The organism is Kiritimatiellia bacterium (assembly GCA_018001225.1).
Classification (GTDB): Bacteria; Verrucomicrobiota; Kiritimatiellia; order CAIQIC01; family JAGNIJ01; genus JAGNIJ01.
Genome location: JAGNIJ010000001.1, coordinates 57504 through 76949, shown reverse-complemented (window position 1 = coordinate 76949; position 19446 = coordinate 57504). Strand labels below are relative to the sequence as shown.

Annotated in this window: 14 protein-coding genes and 1 tRNA gene; 1 reads left to right on the top strand and 14 read right to left on the bottom strand. The window is 63.5% G+C overall.

What is annotated here, in order from left to right:
- Positions 1-58 precede the first annotated feature (58 nt).
- The 14 genes from KA248_00295 to KA248_00230 all read right to left on the bottom strand — a co-directional run bounded on the left by KA248_00295 (position 59) and on the right by KA248_00230 (position 18992).
- Positions 59-8806, bottom strand: a complete 8748-nt coding sequence (locus KA248_00295) for a hypothetical protein (GenBank protein MBP7828332.1) — start codon at positions 8804-8806, stop codon at positions 59-61.
- Between the two features lie 64 nt (positions 8807-8870).
- On the bottom strand, positions 8871-9923 hold the full coding sequence (locus KA248_00290) for a sel1 repeat family protein (protein MBP7828331.1): 1053 nt from the start codon (positions 9921-9923) through the stop codon (positions 8871-8873).
- 88 nt (positions 9924-10011) lie between these two features.
- Positions 10012-10581, bottom strand: coding sequence for a discoidin domain-containing protein (locus tag KA248_00285; protein ID MBP7828330.1), 570 nt, complete (start codon positions 10579-10581; stop codon positions 10012-10014).
- A 32-nt stretch (positions 10582-10613) separates the two neighbouring features.
- Complete coding sequence (locus KA248_00280; GenBank protein ID MBP7828329.1) at positions 10614-11618, bottom strand: DUF3137 domain-containing protein; 1005 nt, start codon at positions 11616-11618, stop codon at positions 10614-10616.
- Positions 11615-11944 (bottom strand): zinc ribbon domain-containing protein, encoded by a 330-nt coding sequence (locus tag KA248_00275; GenBank protein MBP7828328.1) that lies wholly within the window; start codon positions 11942-11944, stop codon positions 11615-11617. Before KA248_00275 ends, KA248_00280 begins: the two co-directional genes overlap by 4 nt.
- Before the next feature lie 11 nt (positions 11945-11955).
- Positions 11956-12375, bottom strand: coding sequence for a zinc-ribbon domain-containing protein (locus KA248_00270; GenBank protein MBP7828327.1), 420 nt, complete (start codon positions 12373-12375; stop codon positions 11956-11958).
- A gap of 31 nt (positions 12376-12406) precedes the next feature.
- On the bottom strand, positions 12407-12979 hold the full coding sequence (locus tag KA248_00265) for a LemA family protein (GenBank protein ID MBP7828326.1): 573 nt from the start codon (positions 12977-12979) through the stop codon (positions 12407-12409).
- A 42-nt stretch (positions 12980-13021) separates the two neighbouring features.
- On the bottom strand, positions 13022-13513 hold the full coding sequence (locus KA248_00260) for a zinc ribbon domain-containing protein (GenBank protein ID MBP7828325.1): 492 nt from the start codon (positions 13511-13513) through the stop codon (positions 13022-13024).
- Between the two features lie 10 nt (positions 13514-13523).
- Positions 13524-14051 (bottom strand): zinc ribbon domain-containing protein, encoded by a 528-nt coding sequence (locus tag KA248_00255; GenBank protein MBP7828324.1) that lies wholly within the window; start codon positions 14049-14051, stop codon positions 13524-13526.
- A complete protein-coding gene (locus tag KA248_00250) occupies positions 14048-14362 on the bottom strand; it encodes a signal peptidase I (GenBank protein ID MBP7828323.1) in 315 nt (104 codons plus the stop codon). Before KA248_00250 ends, KA248_00255 begins: the two co-directional genes overlap by 4 nt.
- Positions 14363-14389: 27 nt before the next feature.
- Positions 14390-16513 carry a hypothetical protein gene (locus KA248_00245; protein MBP7828322.1) on the bottom strand — a complete coding sequence of 708 codons (2124 nt, stop codon included), beginning with the start codon at positions 16511-16513 and terminating at the stop codon, positions 14390-14392.
- 12 nt (positions 16514-16525) lie between these two features.
- Positions 16526-17638, bottom strand: coding sequence for a hypothetical protein (locus tag KA248_00240; protein MBP7828321.1), 1113 nt, complete (start codon positions 17636-17638; stop codon positions 16526-16528).
- Between the two features lie 15 nt (positions 17639-17653).
- Positions 17654-18388 (bottom strand): RDD family protein, encoded by a 735-nt coding sequence (locus KA248_00235; GenBank protein MBP7828320.1) that lies wholly within the window; start codon positions 18386-18388, stop codon positions 17654-17656.
- Between the two features lie 97 nt (positions 18389-18485).
- Positions 18486-18992, bottom strand: coding sequence for a hypothetical protein (locus KA248_00230; GenBank protein MBP7828319.1), 507 nt, complete (start codon positions 18990-18992; stop codon positions 18486-18488).
- Positions 18993-19322: 330 nt separating this feature from the next.
- Here KA248_00230 and KA248_00225 point away from each other — a divergent pair.
- Positions 19323-19413, top strand: a tRNA-Ser gene (locus tag KA248_00225).
- Positions 19414-19446 lie beyond the last annotated feature (33 nt).

Below are 19446 nucleotides of genomic sequence, written 5' to 3'. Positions count from 1 at the left end.
CCAGGAAATGAATCTTCAGAATCTTGCCTACACGTCCGCGATTTTTTTAGTTCGGAGGTCAACGCGTAGCCGACCACTTGTAAACGCCATCAAAGGTCCCCTCTAGAGCGCCATTTCGAAGCGTTCCTCTGAATTGTTGTGCGCTATTGGCTTGACCAAATCTGATCTCCTTCAACACGGGATCATATTGCGGGTTGACAAGATTAACCCAGACGCCCCATTTATCCGTGATGTTTCGCCCGGTCAATCCTTCTGGCCCGCTGTTGAGCTCCAGCCATCCGGGATATGTGTTAATAACGATTCGCCATCTGCCCACGACTTCCTGCAGCAATGCAGGATCTTTTGTGGGGTTGAATGAGGCTGTCGTGTCCGTCGAGCCCTCGCCGGTCGAGGATCCCGATCCCACGCCCGTCGGATTCGTGCCCGGCCGCACCCATTCCGAATCGCCCCAGTCGAGCCGCTGGCCGCCGTCCCGGATCGTGGCCCTGGCCGCATTCCAGTCGGTGGCCACCACCGTACCGGCATCCAGGAACTTGCCGGTCGAACGAGGCGCCGGGGTGCGACTCGTGATGATGAAGACCAGATTCTGGCCGTCCTGCCGGATTTCGCAGTCCGCCACCTTGTTGTTGTTCTGATAGGCAATCCACTTGCCGCTTAAGTTGACGGACGGGACCGGGGGTTGCGAGGTCCGGCGGAGGCGCAGCTGCCCGGGATTTCCGTTGGCCCAGCGGCCGCTCAAGGTGAAATCGGAGGAACTCTCTCCCGAGATCTGCCCCTCAAAGTAACCCCAGGTGCTGCGGTCGGGCTGCGTCCGCCAGTTGAACACAAAGGTGTTCTTCCCGGGATTGAACTGCCAGAGGATCTTGTAGTAACCCCCGGCCACCTCATGATCGTTACCGACCAGTTTGCCAAAGTTTTGCTCCTGGGCGATACCGGTTCCGCCGTCGCTCAATACGCACGTGCCGTTATAGGCCTCAAACGTTCTCGTGGGATCCGTCATCTGGTAGCTGCCCACGAAGTCCGCCGCGGTCACTTTCTTGACCCACTCGGGCGGCTTCGGCTTCTCGATGCTTCCCGCCTCGTGAGGCTGGCCCCGTTCGTCCGTCTCGAAGGACTGAACGGACTCGCAGTGGCCGGTCGCGGTCAGGTTCTGGATATGCACCGTGTACCGGCTATTGGGCGGGATCATCAAGGTCAGGGCCGCACGGCCGGTGCCTTCCGCCTTGTACTCTTTCCCGTCCCCCATGGTGACCGTAATGCGGGCCTGCTGCGCGGCGCCGACGGTCGCGGTCACCGAGCTTTGGAAGAACGTGTAGGTGTGCTCGACGCCGTTCTCGTCAACGGCCGTGCCTCCCGCCCCGCAGCCCGACATGGCCACGCTCATAATGCAATCCCTGGAAACCGTGACCGGCTGCGCGAACCCGCCGACGCGCGCGAAGCCGATCCCGCGCGAAACACTGTTGTACGACCACGTCGCCGTTTCGGAATCCATCACCGTGTACGTGCCCGGCGGTATCGTGATGCCCGGGAATACGACCCAGTTTATGTTGGTCCAGCGTCCCCCGAGTTCCACGTCGATGCCGGCTTCCCACGGGCCATAGACCCGGCCGCTCTGGTCGCGCAGCCCTATCGTGCCAGGCTGCGCTCCCTTGGCGCCGTTATAGTGATAGGTGCAGATGAACTCTATCAACTGCGGCGTCTGGACGGTGAACGAGGGGGGTTGGGGCGATCCCTCGCTTACGCCGTCTATGTTGTAATTGCTGAATATGTATTTCCGCTCCCGGCCCCGCACGACCTCCGCGATCATGCCGTCGAGTTTCGCCTGCAGCCGCTTGATGTAGGCTTCCAGTTCCGCATTGGGCCACAGCCGCAGGCTCTCCCTGTACTTGTCGAGGGCCTTCTGCAGGTCCGGGATCGTGCCGCCCTGTTCGATTCGTTCGCCTTCGCCGCGCAGGGTCTGGGCCTGGGCGCGTCGCTGCCGGAGGCCGGCCACAAAATCGCGCCGGGACTTGTTGGACGCCAGAGAAATGCTCTCCTCGCACGTGGCGAGGCCCTTCTCCATGTCCTTCGGCGGCTCGATGAACTGCTTGCCCTCGGCCCACAGCTTGTTGGCCCTCTGCAGTTTCGACAGCCAGTCCTTGTGGGCGTCGCTGGGATAGGGATCGATCCGGACGCTCTGGGTGCACAGGGATTCCACGGTCTTCATGTCCCCGTTGTTCTCCAGGAGATCCTTGGCCTGTTTCCAGAGCTGGTCGGCTTTCCGCTTTTTCTCGGCCTTCTCCCTGCGCTCGCGGATCAGCGTCTCGAGCGTGACGAGGAACCCGCGCCGCGATTCGACGGGCGCGAAGTCCAGGCTTTGCTTGCACAGGCCCAGGATTTTCTCCAGCAGCGTGGTATCGTAGGGGTCCTGTACCCTGGGAAATTCGCTTTCGTAAAGGTTCTTCGCCTGGCTCCAAAGGCTTTCCCCCTTCTTGCGGGTTTCCAGTTTCCGGATGGCCTGGTCGAACCGAGCCCGGCGCGGATCCCACGAGCCGAACAACTGCTGCTTTTGCTTCAAATCCTGGATCGCCTGGTCCGCCTGCCCGCCGAGGAAGTAGGCGGGCGTCCCGGAGCCGGCCTGCTGCTCCGCCGCGTCCGCGGCCTTCAGGGCGTCGTCCTGCTCCTTGATCTTCCGCTCGGCGGTGGCGACCTGTTCCTTGAGCTTGTTCTCGTCCGCAGGGGCGAGTTCCCATTCCCGCTTGCCCTCGGCCGCCTGCTTCGCCGCTTTCCAGTCCAGCTTGTCAGCCGCGGCTTTGTGGGCCTGGTCCTTCTGGCCGATGAAGGCGTTGTACTTCTGCTGCGCAGCGGCGATCTTGCTCGCCATGTCGTCCTTAATGCGTTTTGCGCCATCGCCGGGCAGCCCGGTGGCCAGGTTCACGAGGTCGTTCTGACCCTTGATCGCGGTCTGCAGTTTGTTCTGGCCCAGCAGGCCCGTGATCTCGGCGGACTTGGCCATGACCTTCTTGAGCTGCGCGATAGCGGCCTCGATCTTCTTCTGCAGGTCCTGGACTTGTCCGGCCAGCGCGGGCGGGGCGAGGCCGGCGGATTCCTGGATGCCTTTCAGCACGGGCGCCAGGGTGGCCTGGGCACCGGCGAAGTCGCCGGCGTTGTACTGGGTCTGCGCCTTCTGGTATTCCCGCTGCCAGCCGTCCACCATGTCTTTCTTGGCCTGGGCGATCTTGTCGCGCAGGGCCAGCGAGGGCGGATATTTCCCGTTCAGTTGCAGCGCCTCGTCCGCCTTCTTCTCCGCGTCGGCCAGTTTCTTCTGGCCCAGCAAAGCCTCGCCGTCGCGCACGGCAAGCTTGATGGCGTCCCGGTCCTTGCGCATCTGGTCGGCCTCGCGCCGGATGGCCTCGTCCTTTGGATTGGCCGTTTGCGCCTCGCCGGCGAGCGTGACCGCCTTGTCTATCTCCCCGGCCGCCCAGGCCTTGCGGGCCTCGTCCATCTTCTTCTGCGAGGCCTTCGGACCCGTGCCGCCCTCGACCACGGTGAAACTGACCGTGCCCGTGCCGAGGATGACGTCGTCCCCGTTCCGGGCGGTCACGGTCAACATCGCGACGCCGGGCTCGTGCCGGTAGGCCCGGGCGGTCTTGCTGATATCGGCGGTCAGGGTCGTGCCTTCGTTGGCCGTCCATCTCCAGCGCACGTCGCCGTCCGGGGTCGGGGCGATAGACGCCTCGACCTCGACATGCTCGTCCGTGTTGAAGTCCGTGCGGGGCTTCGCCGGTGTCGGCGAAAAGACCGCGCCCTTGACCGCGGTTTGGATCTCGTACAGCCGGGCCGTGCAGGTCTTGACCGCCTCGCCGGCATCGTCGTCGCCCTCGGTGGTGATGGCCTCGGCCCGGATCCTGATCGGCTCGGGCTTCTTCGGCGTGAAGGTGTACTCCCACACGTAGGCGCCGGCCTCCTTGGCGCCGTAGCGCACCGTGGGCCCATCCACATACCACTGGAATCGAAGGGCTTCTTTCGGCAGCGGCGGCTCGGCAACGACCCGGGCCGTGACCTCCTGGCCCACGCAGGGTTCGGCCGGCTCGAATTCGAGCGTCAGGCCGGGCGGCACGACCTCGATCTCGACGTCCTCGGACCGCGCGACCACTTTCTGGCTTCCGCCCTCCACGGTCCGCGCCGCGACATGGATCCGGGTTTTCCCGGGCCGCGTGAACCGGGCCACGGTCCGGCCTTTCTCGCTCTCGTCGGGCGAGAACGCCACGTTGTTGTCGGAAAGCCAGAGATAGGTCATCTTCCCGGCGGGCGTGGCGGTCCCGAACAGGTTTGCGCCCTGCGGCGCCGCCGCCTTGACCTCCAGCGCCATGGTCTCGCCGATGATCACGCGCTTCTTCGGCGGGGGCAGGATCTCGACCGTCACGCCCCAGTCGAAGGTCATCACGGTCTGCTCATCCCCCACGCCGCCCAGCGAGAGGTTCCACGTCTGGACCGGGCGCGCGCCGTCCAGCAGCGTGACGGAGACGGGCGTGGCGGGCGGGGTATCCCGGCCGGACATGTTGTCGGCGTAGTAATGGATGTAGAGCCGGTAACGGCCCTCGCGGGTCAGCGGCCGGAGCGTGATGATCTCGTCGCCGGGGCCGTGCTGGTCGTCGTCGTCCAGCTCCGCGAAGTCCGTGGGCTTGTTCCCGTAGAAGCAATGGCCGCCGCCGGGCGCCGACAGGTGCAGGTCAATGTCCGTGTCCTCGGTCTGCCACTTCATGTGGAACCGGAACCGGTTTTCCGGGGATTGCGTGGACTTGATGCGCACCGGGGCGCTGCGGACGGTCTTCCCGTCCTTCGTGGCGGCCTCGACCACGAACGTGTTGTCGCCCGGGACCAGCGCCTGGGTGTCCTCCGTGAAGGCCGGCCCCACCGGCACCTGGGCCGCATTCCCGTTCCAGATCACCGACACCCTGGCGACGTTTTCGTGCCCGGTCATCGTGAAGGACAGGGGCGTCGTGGACTGGGACGTCTCCGTGCCGTCCGCGGGCTGGGTGATCCTGATCTCCACGGGCGGCTCCGTCACCTTGATCGGGTGATCCGCCGAGCCCTTGAGGGCATCCTGGACGTAGACGTCGAGGTGCGCGGTGTACTCGCCCGGCGGCTGCTTGAAGACGGCCTTCCCGCCCGGCTTCTTCTCCGCGCCCTTCCATTCGTACCGGGCGTCCTCCGCGCGCAGGCCCGCCGTCGGCGGGATCACCGCCGTCAGCGTGACTTCCTCGCCCGCCTTCGCGGTCGCCGGCCCCTCGATACGCACGGCGCCGGATCCGGCCGGGCCGATGGTAAACGAGGCGCGCGCCCAGACTTCCTCGACGGCCGCCTCGCCCGCGACGGCCCACTCGGCGGACGCGGACAGGTCCACGCGCCCCGCTTCCGCAAACGTCAGCTCGATGGTCTTGCCCTTCGGGAGCGCTTCCAGGCCCTTGAACCACGAGAAAACCGCGCTGTCCGGGATATTTGTCGGCGCCAGGCCGAAGCTGTACTTCTTTCCCGTAACCCCTTTTCCTTCGGCAAGTTCCGCCGGGACCACGATGGTCAGCACGGGTTCCCGGCCGGCCTGCGAGCCGGGCGCCCCGATGGCGCAGCGCAGCTCCGCTTTCGCGGTCCCGGCCCGCTTGACGCGCGCCGACGGCACCCAGGCCGCCACCACGGTGACCGTGTGGATACCGGCGGCGGCGAAGGCATGCGATATCGTCCCTCCCTTTCCACCCTCGCGGCCGTTCACGAACCAGGTGAACACCGCCTCGGCCGGGACGTGGCGGGACTCCACCCGGAAGACATACATCTTCTGCGCCTCGGCGCGTTCCTCGAGCACGGCGGCGGGAGGGCGAATGACCAGCGTGCCATCCTGCTTTTTGTATTTTTCCTTGAACTCGTCCAGTAGTTGCATCTGGCGGTTTAGCTCACGCGTGATCGTGGCGCGCGCTTGCGCCGGGCTCTTCTCGCTCTGCTCCTGGGTGACCTGCCACCCCCAGGGGGTTTCGACGATCTCCGCGCCGGGATCGACTCCGGCGGTGCGGTTGACTTGCTGAAGGCGCTGCCCCGCCCGGGCCGAGGCATCGCGTATCGCCTCGGCGTTGTACTGGATCATGATCGAATCGCAGTATTCCCGCAGGATCCGCTTGTCGAAATCGCTATCCAGCCCGGCGAGGTTGTCGTTGAGCCCGTCGCGTTTGATCCACAGGAGCGTTCCCTTGTCCTTCTCCCACTGCTTCACCGCGGTCTGGATGAACTTGACCGCCATGGCGCGGTCGAGGTCCGGATCGGCCGTCAAGGGGGGCGTGCCCGTGAGCAGGCGGGGCGTGAACCGGCCGCCGCCGTTGGCGGCGCAAACGCTCTCGGCCGTCTCGCGCAGGGCCAGGATCGCGGAGTAGGCGGCCTTGTAGCGCTGCATGACCTCCATGGCCTTGATCTTCTGCTCCTTGGCGCTGACGAAGAACGCGCGCTGGATGAAGTTGAACGACGCGTCGTAGTCCATCGCGGCCATGCCGAAGTTGTAGATCCCCAGTTCCCGCAGGATCTGCTCGATCTCGGCGAGCATCTCGAGGGCTTTCTGGTCCCCCTCACCGAGCTGTTTTTCCGCGCGATACCGCGTTTCGAGGCTGGCGCGGATGGCGTCGCCCAGGGCCTGCTTGACGTCCGCCCATTTCTGGCTGCGCAACACCAGCAGCTCCTTCAGCTTTCGCTGCGCGGACGGTTCGAGGTTCGGGTGCGACCAGGACCCGTCCACCTGGCGGGGCACGCTGTCCGCGAACCCGAGGCCTTCTACGAAGTCGTTGATCACGGACGTCACCGTGCGCACCTGGGCGCAGGCTTCCTGGACCCGGCCGTCTTCCTTCATCACCAGCGGCTCGCCGTTGATCACCGTGGCGTCGAGCGCCCGTACCAGGGCTTGTGCGCCGACCGCGTTGAGACCGCCCAGGACTTCCACCGACAGGTTCTTCTGCTTGGCCAGGGCCAAGGCCTCGTCGAAGAGCCCCTTGACGGCGTTGTACCCGCCGGGCAGCAGCGCGTCGTCAAGGAATTGGTGGGGCGCGCCGGGCCCGTTGTAGGAGCCGATGCCCAGCAGGTCGCCGGTCTTGGGATCGAACCGGGCCGCGAGGTAGAGGGCCATCAACTGCTTGTCGAACGCGACGCTGGTCGTGATCGCGATCGCCGAGTCGCCGATGGCCTTGACGACGTCCGGGATCGCCGCCTCCGGGCAGAACAGGATGATCAAGCCCTTGGCCAGGGCCGCACCGTCCTGTTCCACCACGCCCGTGTAGATGTAGCTGGCGATCAGCCCGTAGTACGTCCGCGAGGCCAGGGTCTTGCCGACCGCGATCGCCAGTTCGGAATCAGTCTTCGCGGCGCGGACCTGCTCGGCGAGCCCCAGCAGCATCGACAGCTGCATGGCCCGGTTGCCGGCCTGCTGACCCGTCGCCCGCATTTCGGAATACAGGGTTTGGAGGAACTGGGCGGACGACGTGGCCCGGCTCCGCTCCCTGGTCAGCTCGTCGAAAGCCCAGGCCATGTGGGCCACCATTTTTTGGCCGGTCTGGGTCTTCTCCAGGAACGCGCGCAGGCGCTGCAGCTGCGACGGATCCTCGCGGGTCTTGTCGAGCAGGCTGAACTGCACGAGCTGGGCCTTCACCTGCGTGGCCACGGCAGGCTCCAGCTCCCGCAGGATGGCGCCCCGCTCGTTGGAACTGGAAGGCAGCCCGTGCAGGCGCAGGGCCAGGAGGAAGCCCGCCTCGCTGCGCATCTCGGGACTGGCGGACGAGCTGCCGGCGATGGCCCCGAGCGTCTTGGCGAATTGCAGGCGGCCGGCGGCGGCATAGTTGCCTTCCGTGGACAGCGCCGGCGGCGGGGGCGCGCCCGCCTGCGCCGCCAGCGCGGCGCTGACCTTGGTGATGCGCGCGATGTACTTGTTCCGCTCGTACTCCAGCGTGTTGATCTGGCCCTGCAGCTCGGCGGCGGCCTGGCCGGTGGCGCCCGCCAGCTGTGCCTTGAGCTTGTCGATCTTGCCCTGCTTCTTGGCCGCCTGGTCCTGCATCTCCTCCATGTACTGGTGGCCGCCCTCGAGCGTGACCGGCGCGCCGCTCCGCAACTGGCTTTCCACCTGCGCCGCGGCGTACCGCGTGTACACGTCCGCGCCCTTGGACTTGAAATACTCGGCGATGCGCTTGAACTCCTGCTCGCTGGTCCCGTCCGTCGCGGCCATGAAGTCCGTGTCGGTGTTGAACGCGGAAGGCGACGGGTTCACCCGTTTGCCGGAGGCCTCGCTGCGCTTCTTCACCTCCTCGTTGACCAGCACCCGGTACGCGCGCTCGACGGCCTGGATATCTTCCAGCGTCACGGGCTTGCCGTCCTTGCGGCGGACGTGGAAATCGGTGTCCGAGCCCGTGCGGTAAGCCCCGGCCGTGGGGTCCACCTGCTGGAACGAAACGATCAGCCCGGTCTTGGCGCCCGCCTGCCGGCCCAGCGCCCCGTTCTCGACCTGGTGCCACGACATGACGTTCTGGTACTGCGCGTCCGTGATCCGGCCCTGCGCGCGCAACTGGTGGATTTGCTTGATGTTCTTCAGCACCAGCGCCTCGTCGTACTTCGTGAAGCCGGCCGTGCCGACCTTTTGCGCCGCGTTGATGATGTCGCCCACCGTTTCCTGCGCCCTCGCCCCGGGCAGTAACGCAAGGAGCAGCGGCAAAGCGATGAGCCATGGAGCCGCGCGGCCGCTCCGGAGCGGCCGGGGAGAAGTGAACGCGCGCAGGCTCGGGGGAAGGATCACAGCAAGCGGATTCATGCTTCATTCTCCTTGTTACGACTCATCGCGGGATCGGTTGCGGCCTCGCGGCCGGCGCGACCGTTCAATCGGGCATCGCTGGAAAGCCCTTGTCCTCCAGGGACGGAGGCTCCGGCTCCGCATCGGATTCGATGGGTTCTTCGGAGACGCGATCCTTCTCCGGCTCGCGCTCCAGGGCCTCGACCCGCCGCAGGGTCTCGGCCTTCTCGCGCCACTGGCCGGCCTCGAAGGGGTCGGCCTCGATGCCCTGGCCGGCCTCGTAGATTTCAGCCAGCTTTTCGCAAGCGAGGGCCCAGCCGTTTTCGGCCGCCACCTTGAACCATCGGACGGCCAGCTCGAAGTTCTCCTGCTCCACGGCTTCCTCGGCCAACTCGTAGGCCGCGCCGGACCAACCCAGCTCGGCGGCCTTGCGGCGCCAGGAATCCGCCTTTGCGGTGTCCTGGGGGACCTGTTCTCCTTTTCGATAGAGATCTTCCAGGATGGACGCGGAAAACGCGTGTCCATACTGCGCGGCCATCTCGTAGGCATGAAGGGCCTTTTGCTTGTCCTTGACCCGGATCGAAAGATACGGATCGCCGTAGGCGAAAGCCACGGCGAAGCAGGCTTCAGGATCAAGCGAACTCAAGACCAGGTCCAGGTACCGCTCCGCCTCGTCGGGATCCTCCTCTACTCCCTCGCCGTACAGGTAGCGCCTGCACAAGTCCACCTGGGCCTTGGCCAGCCCGGCATCCGCCGCCCGGCGCATCAGGTCGACAGCCCGCTCTTCGTCCTGCGCCACACCCCAGCCCTCGTCGTAGAAATCCGCCAGGTAGCACTGCGCTTCCGGGTCGCCCTGGTCCGCCCACTCCTGCAGTTCCCGCGCCACGTCGCGCGCCAGCACCGCGCCGACCCTCGGATCATGGAAGGGGCTGTCCTCGTCCAGGTACGCCCCGCACAGCGCGACGCGCGCAACCAGGTTGCCCTGGTTGGCCAACTCTCCCGCGCGCTCCAACAGGGCCACCTTGCCGAGCCAGGCACTCTGTTTCTCCAGGGCGTTCATCTCCTGCTGCATCGAGGCCCAATCCGGCCCGGCGCGGGCAACGCCAGAGACCGTCAGGAAGGCGGCGGAAATGATCATGAAAAAAGAAACGGAGCCCTTCATCGTTCACCCTTTCGTTTTGGTAAAAACAACCGCTTGCGCGCGGGACGGCACAGCGTCCACCCGCCTACTCCGGCATCCGTTCGGTGTCTTCGGAGAGTTCCTCTGCGCCGGGCTCGGCTTCCTCTGTCGCGGGCGCCTCGACAGATACCTCCGCCCCGGCGCGCCAGATCCGGATATCCTCGGCCCGGAACCAGCCGTGGCCGACCAGCTCCAGCCGGAAGCTCTTGGCCACTACGGGATCGAAGTCCTTGCGATAGGTGGGCACGGAATTCCCGCGCTTTTCGAAGGACAGCTCCTCATAGTTGACGTTCGTATCCTTGAGTTCATCCACGACGACCCACGCGCCGTCCTCGCCCTGCAGCTTGATCGTGATGAGGGCGTCCTGGGTCGTGATGTCCGTGCCGGCCATGCCGATGCTGATGGCCGCCACCTCGACGGGCTCGGTAAAGTCCAGCTGGATCCAGTCCTGCCAGTTCTTGGCGCCGCACCAGTGCCCGCCGTCGAACACGTTCCCGCGCGTGTTCGGCCCGTAGGTGGAACTGGCGCTGAACGTTCCTTCCGTCACCCACTCCGCCGCGCCCGCGATCATGACCGCGCTCAACAACACCGCCCCCGCCATGCCGATCGTCTTCATGCCCATTCCTTTCCCGGCCTCCATCGTGCCGGTTATTCTTCGTTGGCGTCCGAGCCGCTTTTGGCCTTCAAGTGCTCCACCGCGCGCGCCCCCCAGATCCGCGTGTTGAGGTTCAGGTCGTCCACGATGCCCAGCACGAGCTGCAGGGCCTCAAAGTAGCCGCGGATGTCGTCGTAACTGATCGCCGACCGGTTAAGCGGGGGCTGGAACAGGTTGTGCCCGTAATGGATGGCGACGTAGAGGTCGGAGTCCACGAACGAAAGCCGGAGTTCCCGCCCGGCCTTCTTCTGAAACGCCGTCAGCCGCGCCATCAGGCTCGTGGAGAGGACGTAGCGGGCCACAACCTGGTCCGTCCCGTACACGGCAAACAGCCGCTCGAACTCCGGGTCCTCCAGCTTGACCAGTTCGCCGAACGCCGTCTTTTCCCTCTGCAACGCCGCGCCGAGGTCGCCGAGGCTCTTCTCCAGCTTGTCCGGGAATACGTAGGTCCGGCCCTTGAACATCTTGTTGAATTCGCACACAAAAAACAGGCCGTAAAAGATGGTGTGCCAGATGTCCTTGGGATTGCCGAAAATGTCTTTTCCCTCCGTGGCGTACTGGGTATGCAGCTCGGAAAAGGAGAACGGCGTCTTCCCGATCTTCCCGGAAATCAAGTCGTCGCCTTCATAGCGGCCATACGGCCTCGGATAAAGCCCGCTTCGTTCGTACAGCTTCTTCGAAAGGCGGGAGTCGGCCTCGTACTTCAGGCTGGGCTCGATGAACCGGATGAGGGCCTCGATGACCGTCTTCTTGTACTGGTCGTGGTACTTCACGAAGGCTCTGTGCTTCCAGCGGCCAAGGGCCAGGAAGAAATTCAAAACGGCGGTAGCCACGACCAGGGCGCCGAAGGCCATCAGGAGTGAAACCGGCTTCTGGAGTATCCCCGGATCAACGGAAACCATGAAGAGCAAGATGATGCCCAGCGTGATGGCTATGCCAATGACCGCGTGCTTGACCTTCGTCCCCCTCGTTTTGGGCTGCCGGGCTGATGCGTTCATAGGCTGCTCAATCCCACGGCTATCGCCAGGACCAGCACAATGAAGGCACAGGTGATCCAGCGGACCGCGACGATGCGGCGGCGGCATTCCAGCCGCAGCTTCTCGACTTCCTTCAGCGCGGGGAGAATGGAATTCTGATAGAAGGTTCTAAACTCGGCCTCCGTCCGAACGGGCATCCGGTCGGGGCTCTGCGGTTTCGCTTCCGCGGGCGGCGGCTCCGGCGCCGCGGCGGCCCCCCTCCCCGCGAGGGCCGCCACGGCGGCGCCGCACGCGGTGCAGAATCGCGCCCCGTCATTCAGTTGTTGCCCGCATTGCGTGCAGAACATGGTCTCGCTCCTCAATCCGGCATCGGTTCATACGGGATGCTGCCCGATGGCGAAACCGGCTCGTCGCTCACGGGCGGAGGCTCGTACGGAACCGGTTCTTCGACGGGCGAGGCCGCCTGCTCCACCTCGACCGGGGCCGCGGGACCGGGCTCCTTCCGCTTGTGCCTGATCCAGAGCGCCAGGCCGGCGACGACCACGAGCACGATGATAACCGCCGGCACCATGAGGGCCTGGCTGTTATGCGAAGCGGCGCTGCGCACCGACGAGGCCGAGGTGTCGAACGGATCCGACATGGCCGGCGCCGGGGAGGGCCGGACCGCCGCCGGGGGCGCCGGCGCGGGCGGCGGCGGCGCTGCCGCCATGGGCGCGCCGCACGCCTCGCAGAATTTTGCACCGTCCTTTACCGAGCCTCCGCATTGCGGGCAGAACATGACAGCCTCCTTGAGTTGAGGATCTCGATGGTCAGCGCGGCGCGCCGATATTGACCGAGGGGACCGTGTTGCGCTCCTCCGCGCCGGCCTCGAAGAACGCGGCGCGCTGGAACCCGAAAAGCATCCCCACCAGGCTCGACGGGAACATATCCAGCGCGTTGTTCAGGTTCAGCACCGTCGCGTTGTAAGCCCGGCGCCCGGCGGAGATTTGCTCCTCGATCTCGGCCAGGGTGGCCTGCAGGTGCAGCACGTTCTCGTTGGCCTTGAGTTGGGGATAATTCTCGATCGCCACGCGCAGGCCGCCCAGCAAGGTTCCCAACTGCGCGTTCGTGGCGAACATCTGCTCGGTCGTCAGGCGCCCGGACACGGCCTGCGCGCGCAAGGCCGTGATCTGCTCCAGCACCGCCCGCTCGTGCTGCATGTAGCCCTGCACGGCGGCGACGAGGTTCGGGATCAGGTCGTACCGCTTCTTCAGCAGCACGTCCATCGTGCCGAAGCCGTTCATCACGGCATTCCGGCGCCCGACCAGCTTGTTGTACGTGCCGATCAGGAACAGCACGAGCACTGCCGCGACTGCTATGATGACCATGGTTACCGGGTCCATATCATTCCTTTCTTGTAAGCTCGATATACATCTTGCCTGATATTACGCCAAACGGTTCCCGCAATGCCCGCAAAACCGTGCGCCCGGCTTCAAAGCGGCCCCGCAGCCGGCGCAAAAGGAACCCGCCGCGCGCGGGGCGGGCGAAGCAGGTGCCGGCGCGGACACGGCCTGCCGGGCGGCGTCCGCCAGTTTCCGGACGGGCCCGCGCAGGATCTCCCCGGCCTTCGCCTTCAGCAAGTCCATGGGCGACGGCAGGGTCTCGCCCACCACGACGTTCCAGCGGGGCGGCGCCAGCCCTTTCATGGCCCCGCCGCCCTTGAATATCTGCGCCGCGGCCGATACCGCGCGGGCCGCGCCCCGTCCTGCCGCCCCGGCGCTTTCGAACGGCGAGGCCATGGCGGGACGGCTCGCGCCGCCGGCCCACGGCGACGACATGGCCGGCGCCGGCGCCTCGAACCGGGCCCCGCACCCGCCGCAAAAAGCCGCGCCGGTATTCAGCGGCGCCCCGCACTGCTTGCAAAACTTCGCCGTCATTCTTCCTCTTTCATTCCTTGCCCTTGCCCCCGGCGACCGGCGCCCCGCAGGCACCGCAGAACTTGGCCCCTGTCTTGATCGGCTGCCCGCACTGCGAGCAGATTTGTGGCCGATCCTTGCGTTCGACCGGACGCCCACATTCGGAACAGAACTTGCTGGCGGCCTTAACAGATCTGCCGCAGAATACACAATTTATGCCGGCGGTGGCTATTATGACCGCTATCGGATTACCGCACGAAGGACAGAAGCGGGCCCCGGGCGACAACGACGCACCGCAGCCAGCACAACATGACGACAATCCGGCCGCAGGCGAAGTCTTGGGGGGCCCGAGGGATCGGTCCGCCACGCGGGGCGAGAAGGATTGATCGACAGAACTGGCGACTCCCGTGTGGAGCGCCGGCGGCATGGGGGCGGACACCCCCTCTGTCCACTTAGTATCGATAGTCTCTGTGACAACTGGAAGGCCGCAGAAATCGCAGACTGTTGAACCCTCGTTCAGTTCGGCGCCACAGAGCGGGCAGTTGGACGGTTTTGTCATGCCGGGCGAACCTTGCGAAGCGGGTATAAGAAGCGGCCCAACCAGGGAATCGCCAGCTTTACAACACCAATTATCTGATCGAGATCAATCACGTGTGGATCGGCATAAGCATTGGCATCGCCACGGGTTACCACCGCACTGTCAAGCGCATGCGCCACTCGGTGGACGACCACCCGGCCGTCCAATGGAGCCCGAAAGACGAGCACCTCCCCCACCCGAGGATGCCGTTTCAGACCACAAGCCACGATGACATCGCCCTCCCGCAGGGCAGGACGCATGCTTTCGCCTTCAATTACAAAGCATTTAATCATAGGCCAGTGCCTTAGCTCCCCCGGGCTTCATTTCTGACCGTTCGGTTTTAGGTGGATCAGGAATGCATGAAACTGATTGTCACCCCCGCCCTTGGGCAGTAGTTCAAGTTTCTTCAGACTGGCCTCCTGCTCCCGAGTGATGCCGCCTTGGTTGCCAGACGAGGGAACGCGAAATCCTGTGAGAGTCGCGCGGTTGTACGGACTAACCTCCTGCGTTTGGAACTCCTGCTTTGGGCAGTCCTGTGAAAAGACTAGTGTTTCCTGTGACTCGGGAGCAAAAAACACTTGAGAATTACTGGCCTCTGATGACGACCCACCGCCCCCCATAGATGCGGTCGTTGAATTCAATGTCATTACGTCCAGCGACAGTCCGTTCTCCCATAACTCTTTGTCGGTTCCGTCCTTGACCAATTCGATCTCGATGGTCAGGGGCAAAGGCACCGGCAGGTGGTTGGCCACGCCAATTACCGCCCCGACGTCGGCTTTCAGAGTCTCGTCGTTCGAAGGCGCTCGAAGCACCTCGATCCCGGGACGCTCGCTTGGCGCGAAGTACTTGTTAAGCCATATTCCAAGCCCGCGCCCTTGGCCGGGGCGAAAAGCTTGTTCAAACCAGTTGTTCAGCATGTGAGCACAGTAGGCTACAGCCGTCGACTCAGTCTGAAGGTATTGCTCTTGGATCTGGTTTTCGGAGAGAGCGCACGGTCCATGTAGATTATTATAGCCGTATAGGATTCCCTCCTCGGGGATTGTGTCCACCCACTGCATAATCACTTGGTCGACACTCGTCTGGCTCTCGGCAAGCTGCAACAGACGGTTGATGTCCAGCGACTTATACAGCCTAGAGAAGAACGCGCAGCGGTGCATTAGGCCTTTGTCCAACAATGGACCCTCAGCACGATGGCTGTCTTCGGGCCTCCAGACCCCGGAGTCGTATTCCCTTTCGAAGTAGATTCTGATGTAGCTAGAATAGGTGCTTTGAATAAGGACTAGTGCTTTTCGCAATTCGGCAATGCCGCCGTTTTCACCAGCGCAAATTGTAAGGATGTTCTGGCCAAGCTGCTGGCCGTGCTGCCACTGCGCAGGAGCCTGCGGGAACATCTGGCGGAAGGCATGTTCGAGGCCGTCGCCGAACTTGCGCAGCACCCGCCAGAGCGCCGCAGGGTTCGGACTGCACTTTTTCCAGTCCACCCTTTTGTCGCCCCGGAGAAGCTTCCTGCTTGGATCGTTCGGGTCATGGGAGTCGCCATTGCCAGGGATCGTGCTGTGGCTGTAGAATTCACTGTTGGACCACTTGGCCAGTTCAACGAAAAGCGCTGCGGGCTGTGCCTTTTTATGGGATCCATAGGATTCGATGGCCTGCCAGAATATATCTGAGGCGCCGGAAGGATACTTCCGGGCGGGGCGAAAGTCCCAAATCTCGTAGTTACCATCCTCTTTAGCGGCGTACTGCTCCAACGGGTCCTTCGAATCGCCGCACTCCCCGGAATGCGAGTCGTTTCGTGTGTGAGCCGGCACCGCCATGTCCTGGAGCAAGTGGAGAACTCTTCCGATGGCGTAAAACGCCAGGTGAGAGTACCCCCACTCCAGATAGAGGACGGCGTCCAATATGGTGTAGTTGCGCCCCTCATTGTCCAAATGCCAGTTCCGATTGATAAGTCCACGCATGTTCCAGCCTGGGTCGGCTTTCGCAGCACGGAAGGTCGCCCGCTCTAGCGCGCTTGGCATGGGCACTTCGCAACCAGATATATCACCTAATAGTTTTGTACCCCAGTCCGAGTCACTCAATCCCTTTTTGGGGTTAGGATTGTTAGGATCAGGATTGTAGAAATGATACGCCCCGTTGACACCACGGAACTTCGGTATTTCGACAAGGATAATCGAGTTCATATCCTCGTCGATCGTGCCCCGCCGGATCTGCATCTCGATGGCATTCCTAAAGGTCTCCGCCGGGTGTTTCCGACTCAGGTCGAGCACCCAGCCGAAAAGGCTTTTCGGGTTCAACTGCTGCAGCATGTCAAGGGCGTAGCAGGCCATTTTGTCGTGAGAGTTTGGATCCCAGGCATAGGCTTTTTCCAGGGAAACAACCCGCCAGATAAGGAAACAAAAGGCCGTCAGCAGGCACGCGCCAAGAACTAATAGTAATAGAAGCATTAGATCGCCTCTCTAGGGGATGTTGATGTCCACATAAAATTCACGAGCCAGTGAGTTCCTGACTTCTGGATTGTTGAGAGAAAGCTCTTGGAGATCGGATGGGCGAACCTTGAGCCTGAACCTTGCCTTTTTAACCCATCCGATCTTGACGGTCGCTTCATGGCTGCTTGTATTGGTTTGCGCGCGCACTTTGATTTCCGCTTCCGGGACTGTGGGCGTCCCAAGCAGGCGGACGGAGGCATTCAGAACGCCGCCATTAACCGTCACCGGATCTACAACGATCTCCCGCGTGTTGGGATGCGACAGGGTGATGCTCGCATCTGTCGCTACAGTCGGCGTGCCCCAGCCATCCACCTTCCAGACATTCACCCGCAACGGCGCCGGCCGCCCAACAGCCACTTCCAGCCGGTCGGAGCTCAACTGCAGGACATAGCCGACAACCTCGTTCTTCTTGTCCCGACTCTCCGCCTTCTCCTGGGCTTGCGGCTTCTGCGCGGCATTGCTCTTCGCAAGCAGCTTCTTCGCCGCACCCAACACCGCGAGCGTCACGCCTGTGCCCACGGCGATGGGGAGCACCGGCAAATCACTTGTGCCGCCGGAGCCAGTAACTACTTCCCATTCTGAAGAATCCAGATCTGGGAATCCTGGAGTATACCCATAACCATGATTTGATTCGGGCTTGTAAATCTCATCTACTTCAATCTCTGCTTTCCTAATCAGTTCTGCATCTGTGAAGGATCCTTCCCCGCGCACTTGGGTCCTGAATTTCCACTCATTCTGCGCGTTATCATAATCGAGCCACGACCATAGTACTTTCCCTCCTGCAACCTTGTAGAATACAACCCCCATCCGGGCATTCACAGCTCCATCGTCAATCGTATACGAATACAACCGCCCATCTACATTCTTCCTGAGTAATCGTGGATTATGGAATTTATATGCTTTTGAAACCCAGAGCGGATGATCTAATTGTGAGGCGACTTGGTATGCCTTCTCGATCTCGGAATCAGTAGGAAAACGTGGCCAAACAATTTCGCGTATAAATTCGGCATGACAATGCTTGGGGACAATCCACAGCAACGCAAACAACAAGAGGATGCTGAAATTGCGATTGAATTGTTGCATAATTAGGCGATGTTTCTATGTTGTATGCATGTCCATCACCACAAAGCACCCGCTCAACTTGTCGTGCCACGCCTGCTTGGTTTGGCTGAAAGCGGCGGCGAGGAAGCCGAGGCCGAGCGGCAGGGCGGAGAGGATCTTGGCGAGGTAGCGCCCGGTCGCCTTGCCGAACCCGATGCGTCGGCCCTGCAGGTCCACGACCCGTATCTTGCAGATCATCTTCCCGATCGTGCCCTGCCGGGCCGAGGACTCCAGGCCGGCGAAATAGAGCCAGCCGGCCAGGATGCCGATCGCGTACATCCCCGTGGTCGGGGAAAGGCCCATCCGCCAGAACCACGTATAGAGCTGCCTCATGATCAGGCCTCCGGCCAGCCACCAGAGGCCACCGAGCAGGAATCCGTCTACCAGCAGGGCGCCGAAGCGCTGCACGATCCCCGCGTACGGGGCTCCCTCCACGATCGGGGCCGGACCGGCCCGGGGCGAAGAAGCCCAGGGCGTTGCCTGGGGAGACGAGACCCAGGGCGCGGCCTGTGGCGCAGGGCCGGCGGCCCATGGGGAGGGCGCCGGTGCCGGAATCGGGATCGGTATGGGTGTCGGCGCGGGCGGCGGAGATGTGCCGGGTTGCGGCAGCGCCACCGCCGGAGCCGGCGGGGCGGCCGCCGTCATGCCCGCGATGGCCGTTCCGCACTGTTCACAGAACTTCGCGCCGGCGGTCAGCGCCGCGCCGCATTGGCTGCAGAATTTCGGAACCATGTCGTCTTCTCCCAGGGAATCGGCAACTTATTGCGGCCCCGACGGCTTGCCTGTAAAGACGTCCCCGGCCCGCGCGTATTCACGGGCCGCGGCGTTTTCAGTCCGTTTCCGGCTCCTCCGGGATGACCTCCCGGCGTATTGCGTCCAGGACCTTCATGACTTCGGAAAACCGCTCCTGCCGGGTGTTCATCACGGCCACGCTGTGTTCCCGGCCGCCGGCCTGGACCGCGATGAAACTGGAGAAACCGTCCCGGACGCCCGGATTCGAGTACTGTTCCCGCAGGTTGAAGAACCGGTGCTCCTGGATCGCGCGCCACAAGGCATCGAGCTGCTCCCGGCTCGCCTGGCCCCGCCGTTCGGTGCGGGTGGCCTCGTCACCGGAGCCGCGGCTTTCGACCCAGACCAGTTCGCCCTGCGCGTTCAAGGTTCCTTCCTTGCGCCCCCACTCCGCGTGGGTCGCGCCGCTACTCCAGCGGAGCTCGAAGTCGGCGGGCAGGGCTGTCTCGGGCGGCGGGCGTGAAAGCGGATCGCACGCCGAGAAAAGAAGGAGGGAAACCACCAGTCCCGCCGCGACCGCCGTTAGCGAACCGCACCGATGATTCATGATGGATCAATTTCCGATTGGAGATTCTATCCGGGGCGCGCCCACGAGGCTATGAAAAAAGACCGGGTGAACCCCGGCGGATGTGACCAAGCCGTCCACAAAATTCATGCCGGCTTCACCGTGGCGCGTGGCGCGCGCCCGGAGCCTGATTGCCGCTTGCCTCCCCGGTGGCGTGCTGGTAGCTTGGCTGCCGCTGGTTCTGAATGGCGCCGGGTGGCGGATACGGATCTGTATGTGCTCGTGCGGATGGCAATAGTCGTGTAACAGAAATCAGGGCTGGCGCAGCGCGCGCCATGTAACGCGCGTCGCGCCAGGTTATTATGTCATCGCGGAGAGGTGCCAGAGCGGTTGATTGGGCACGCCTGGAGAGCGTGTTTACCCCAAAAGGGTAACGTGGGTTCGAATCCCACCCTCTCCGCCAGTTGTTCAAACCCCACAAACAAGGAGACCACGG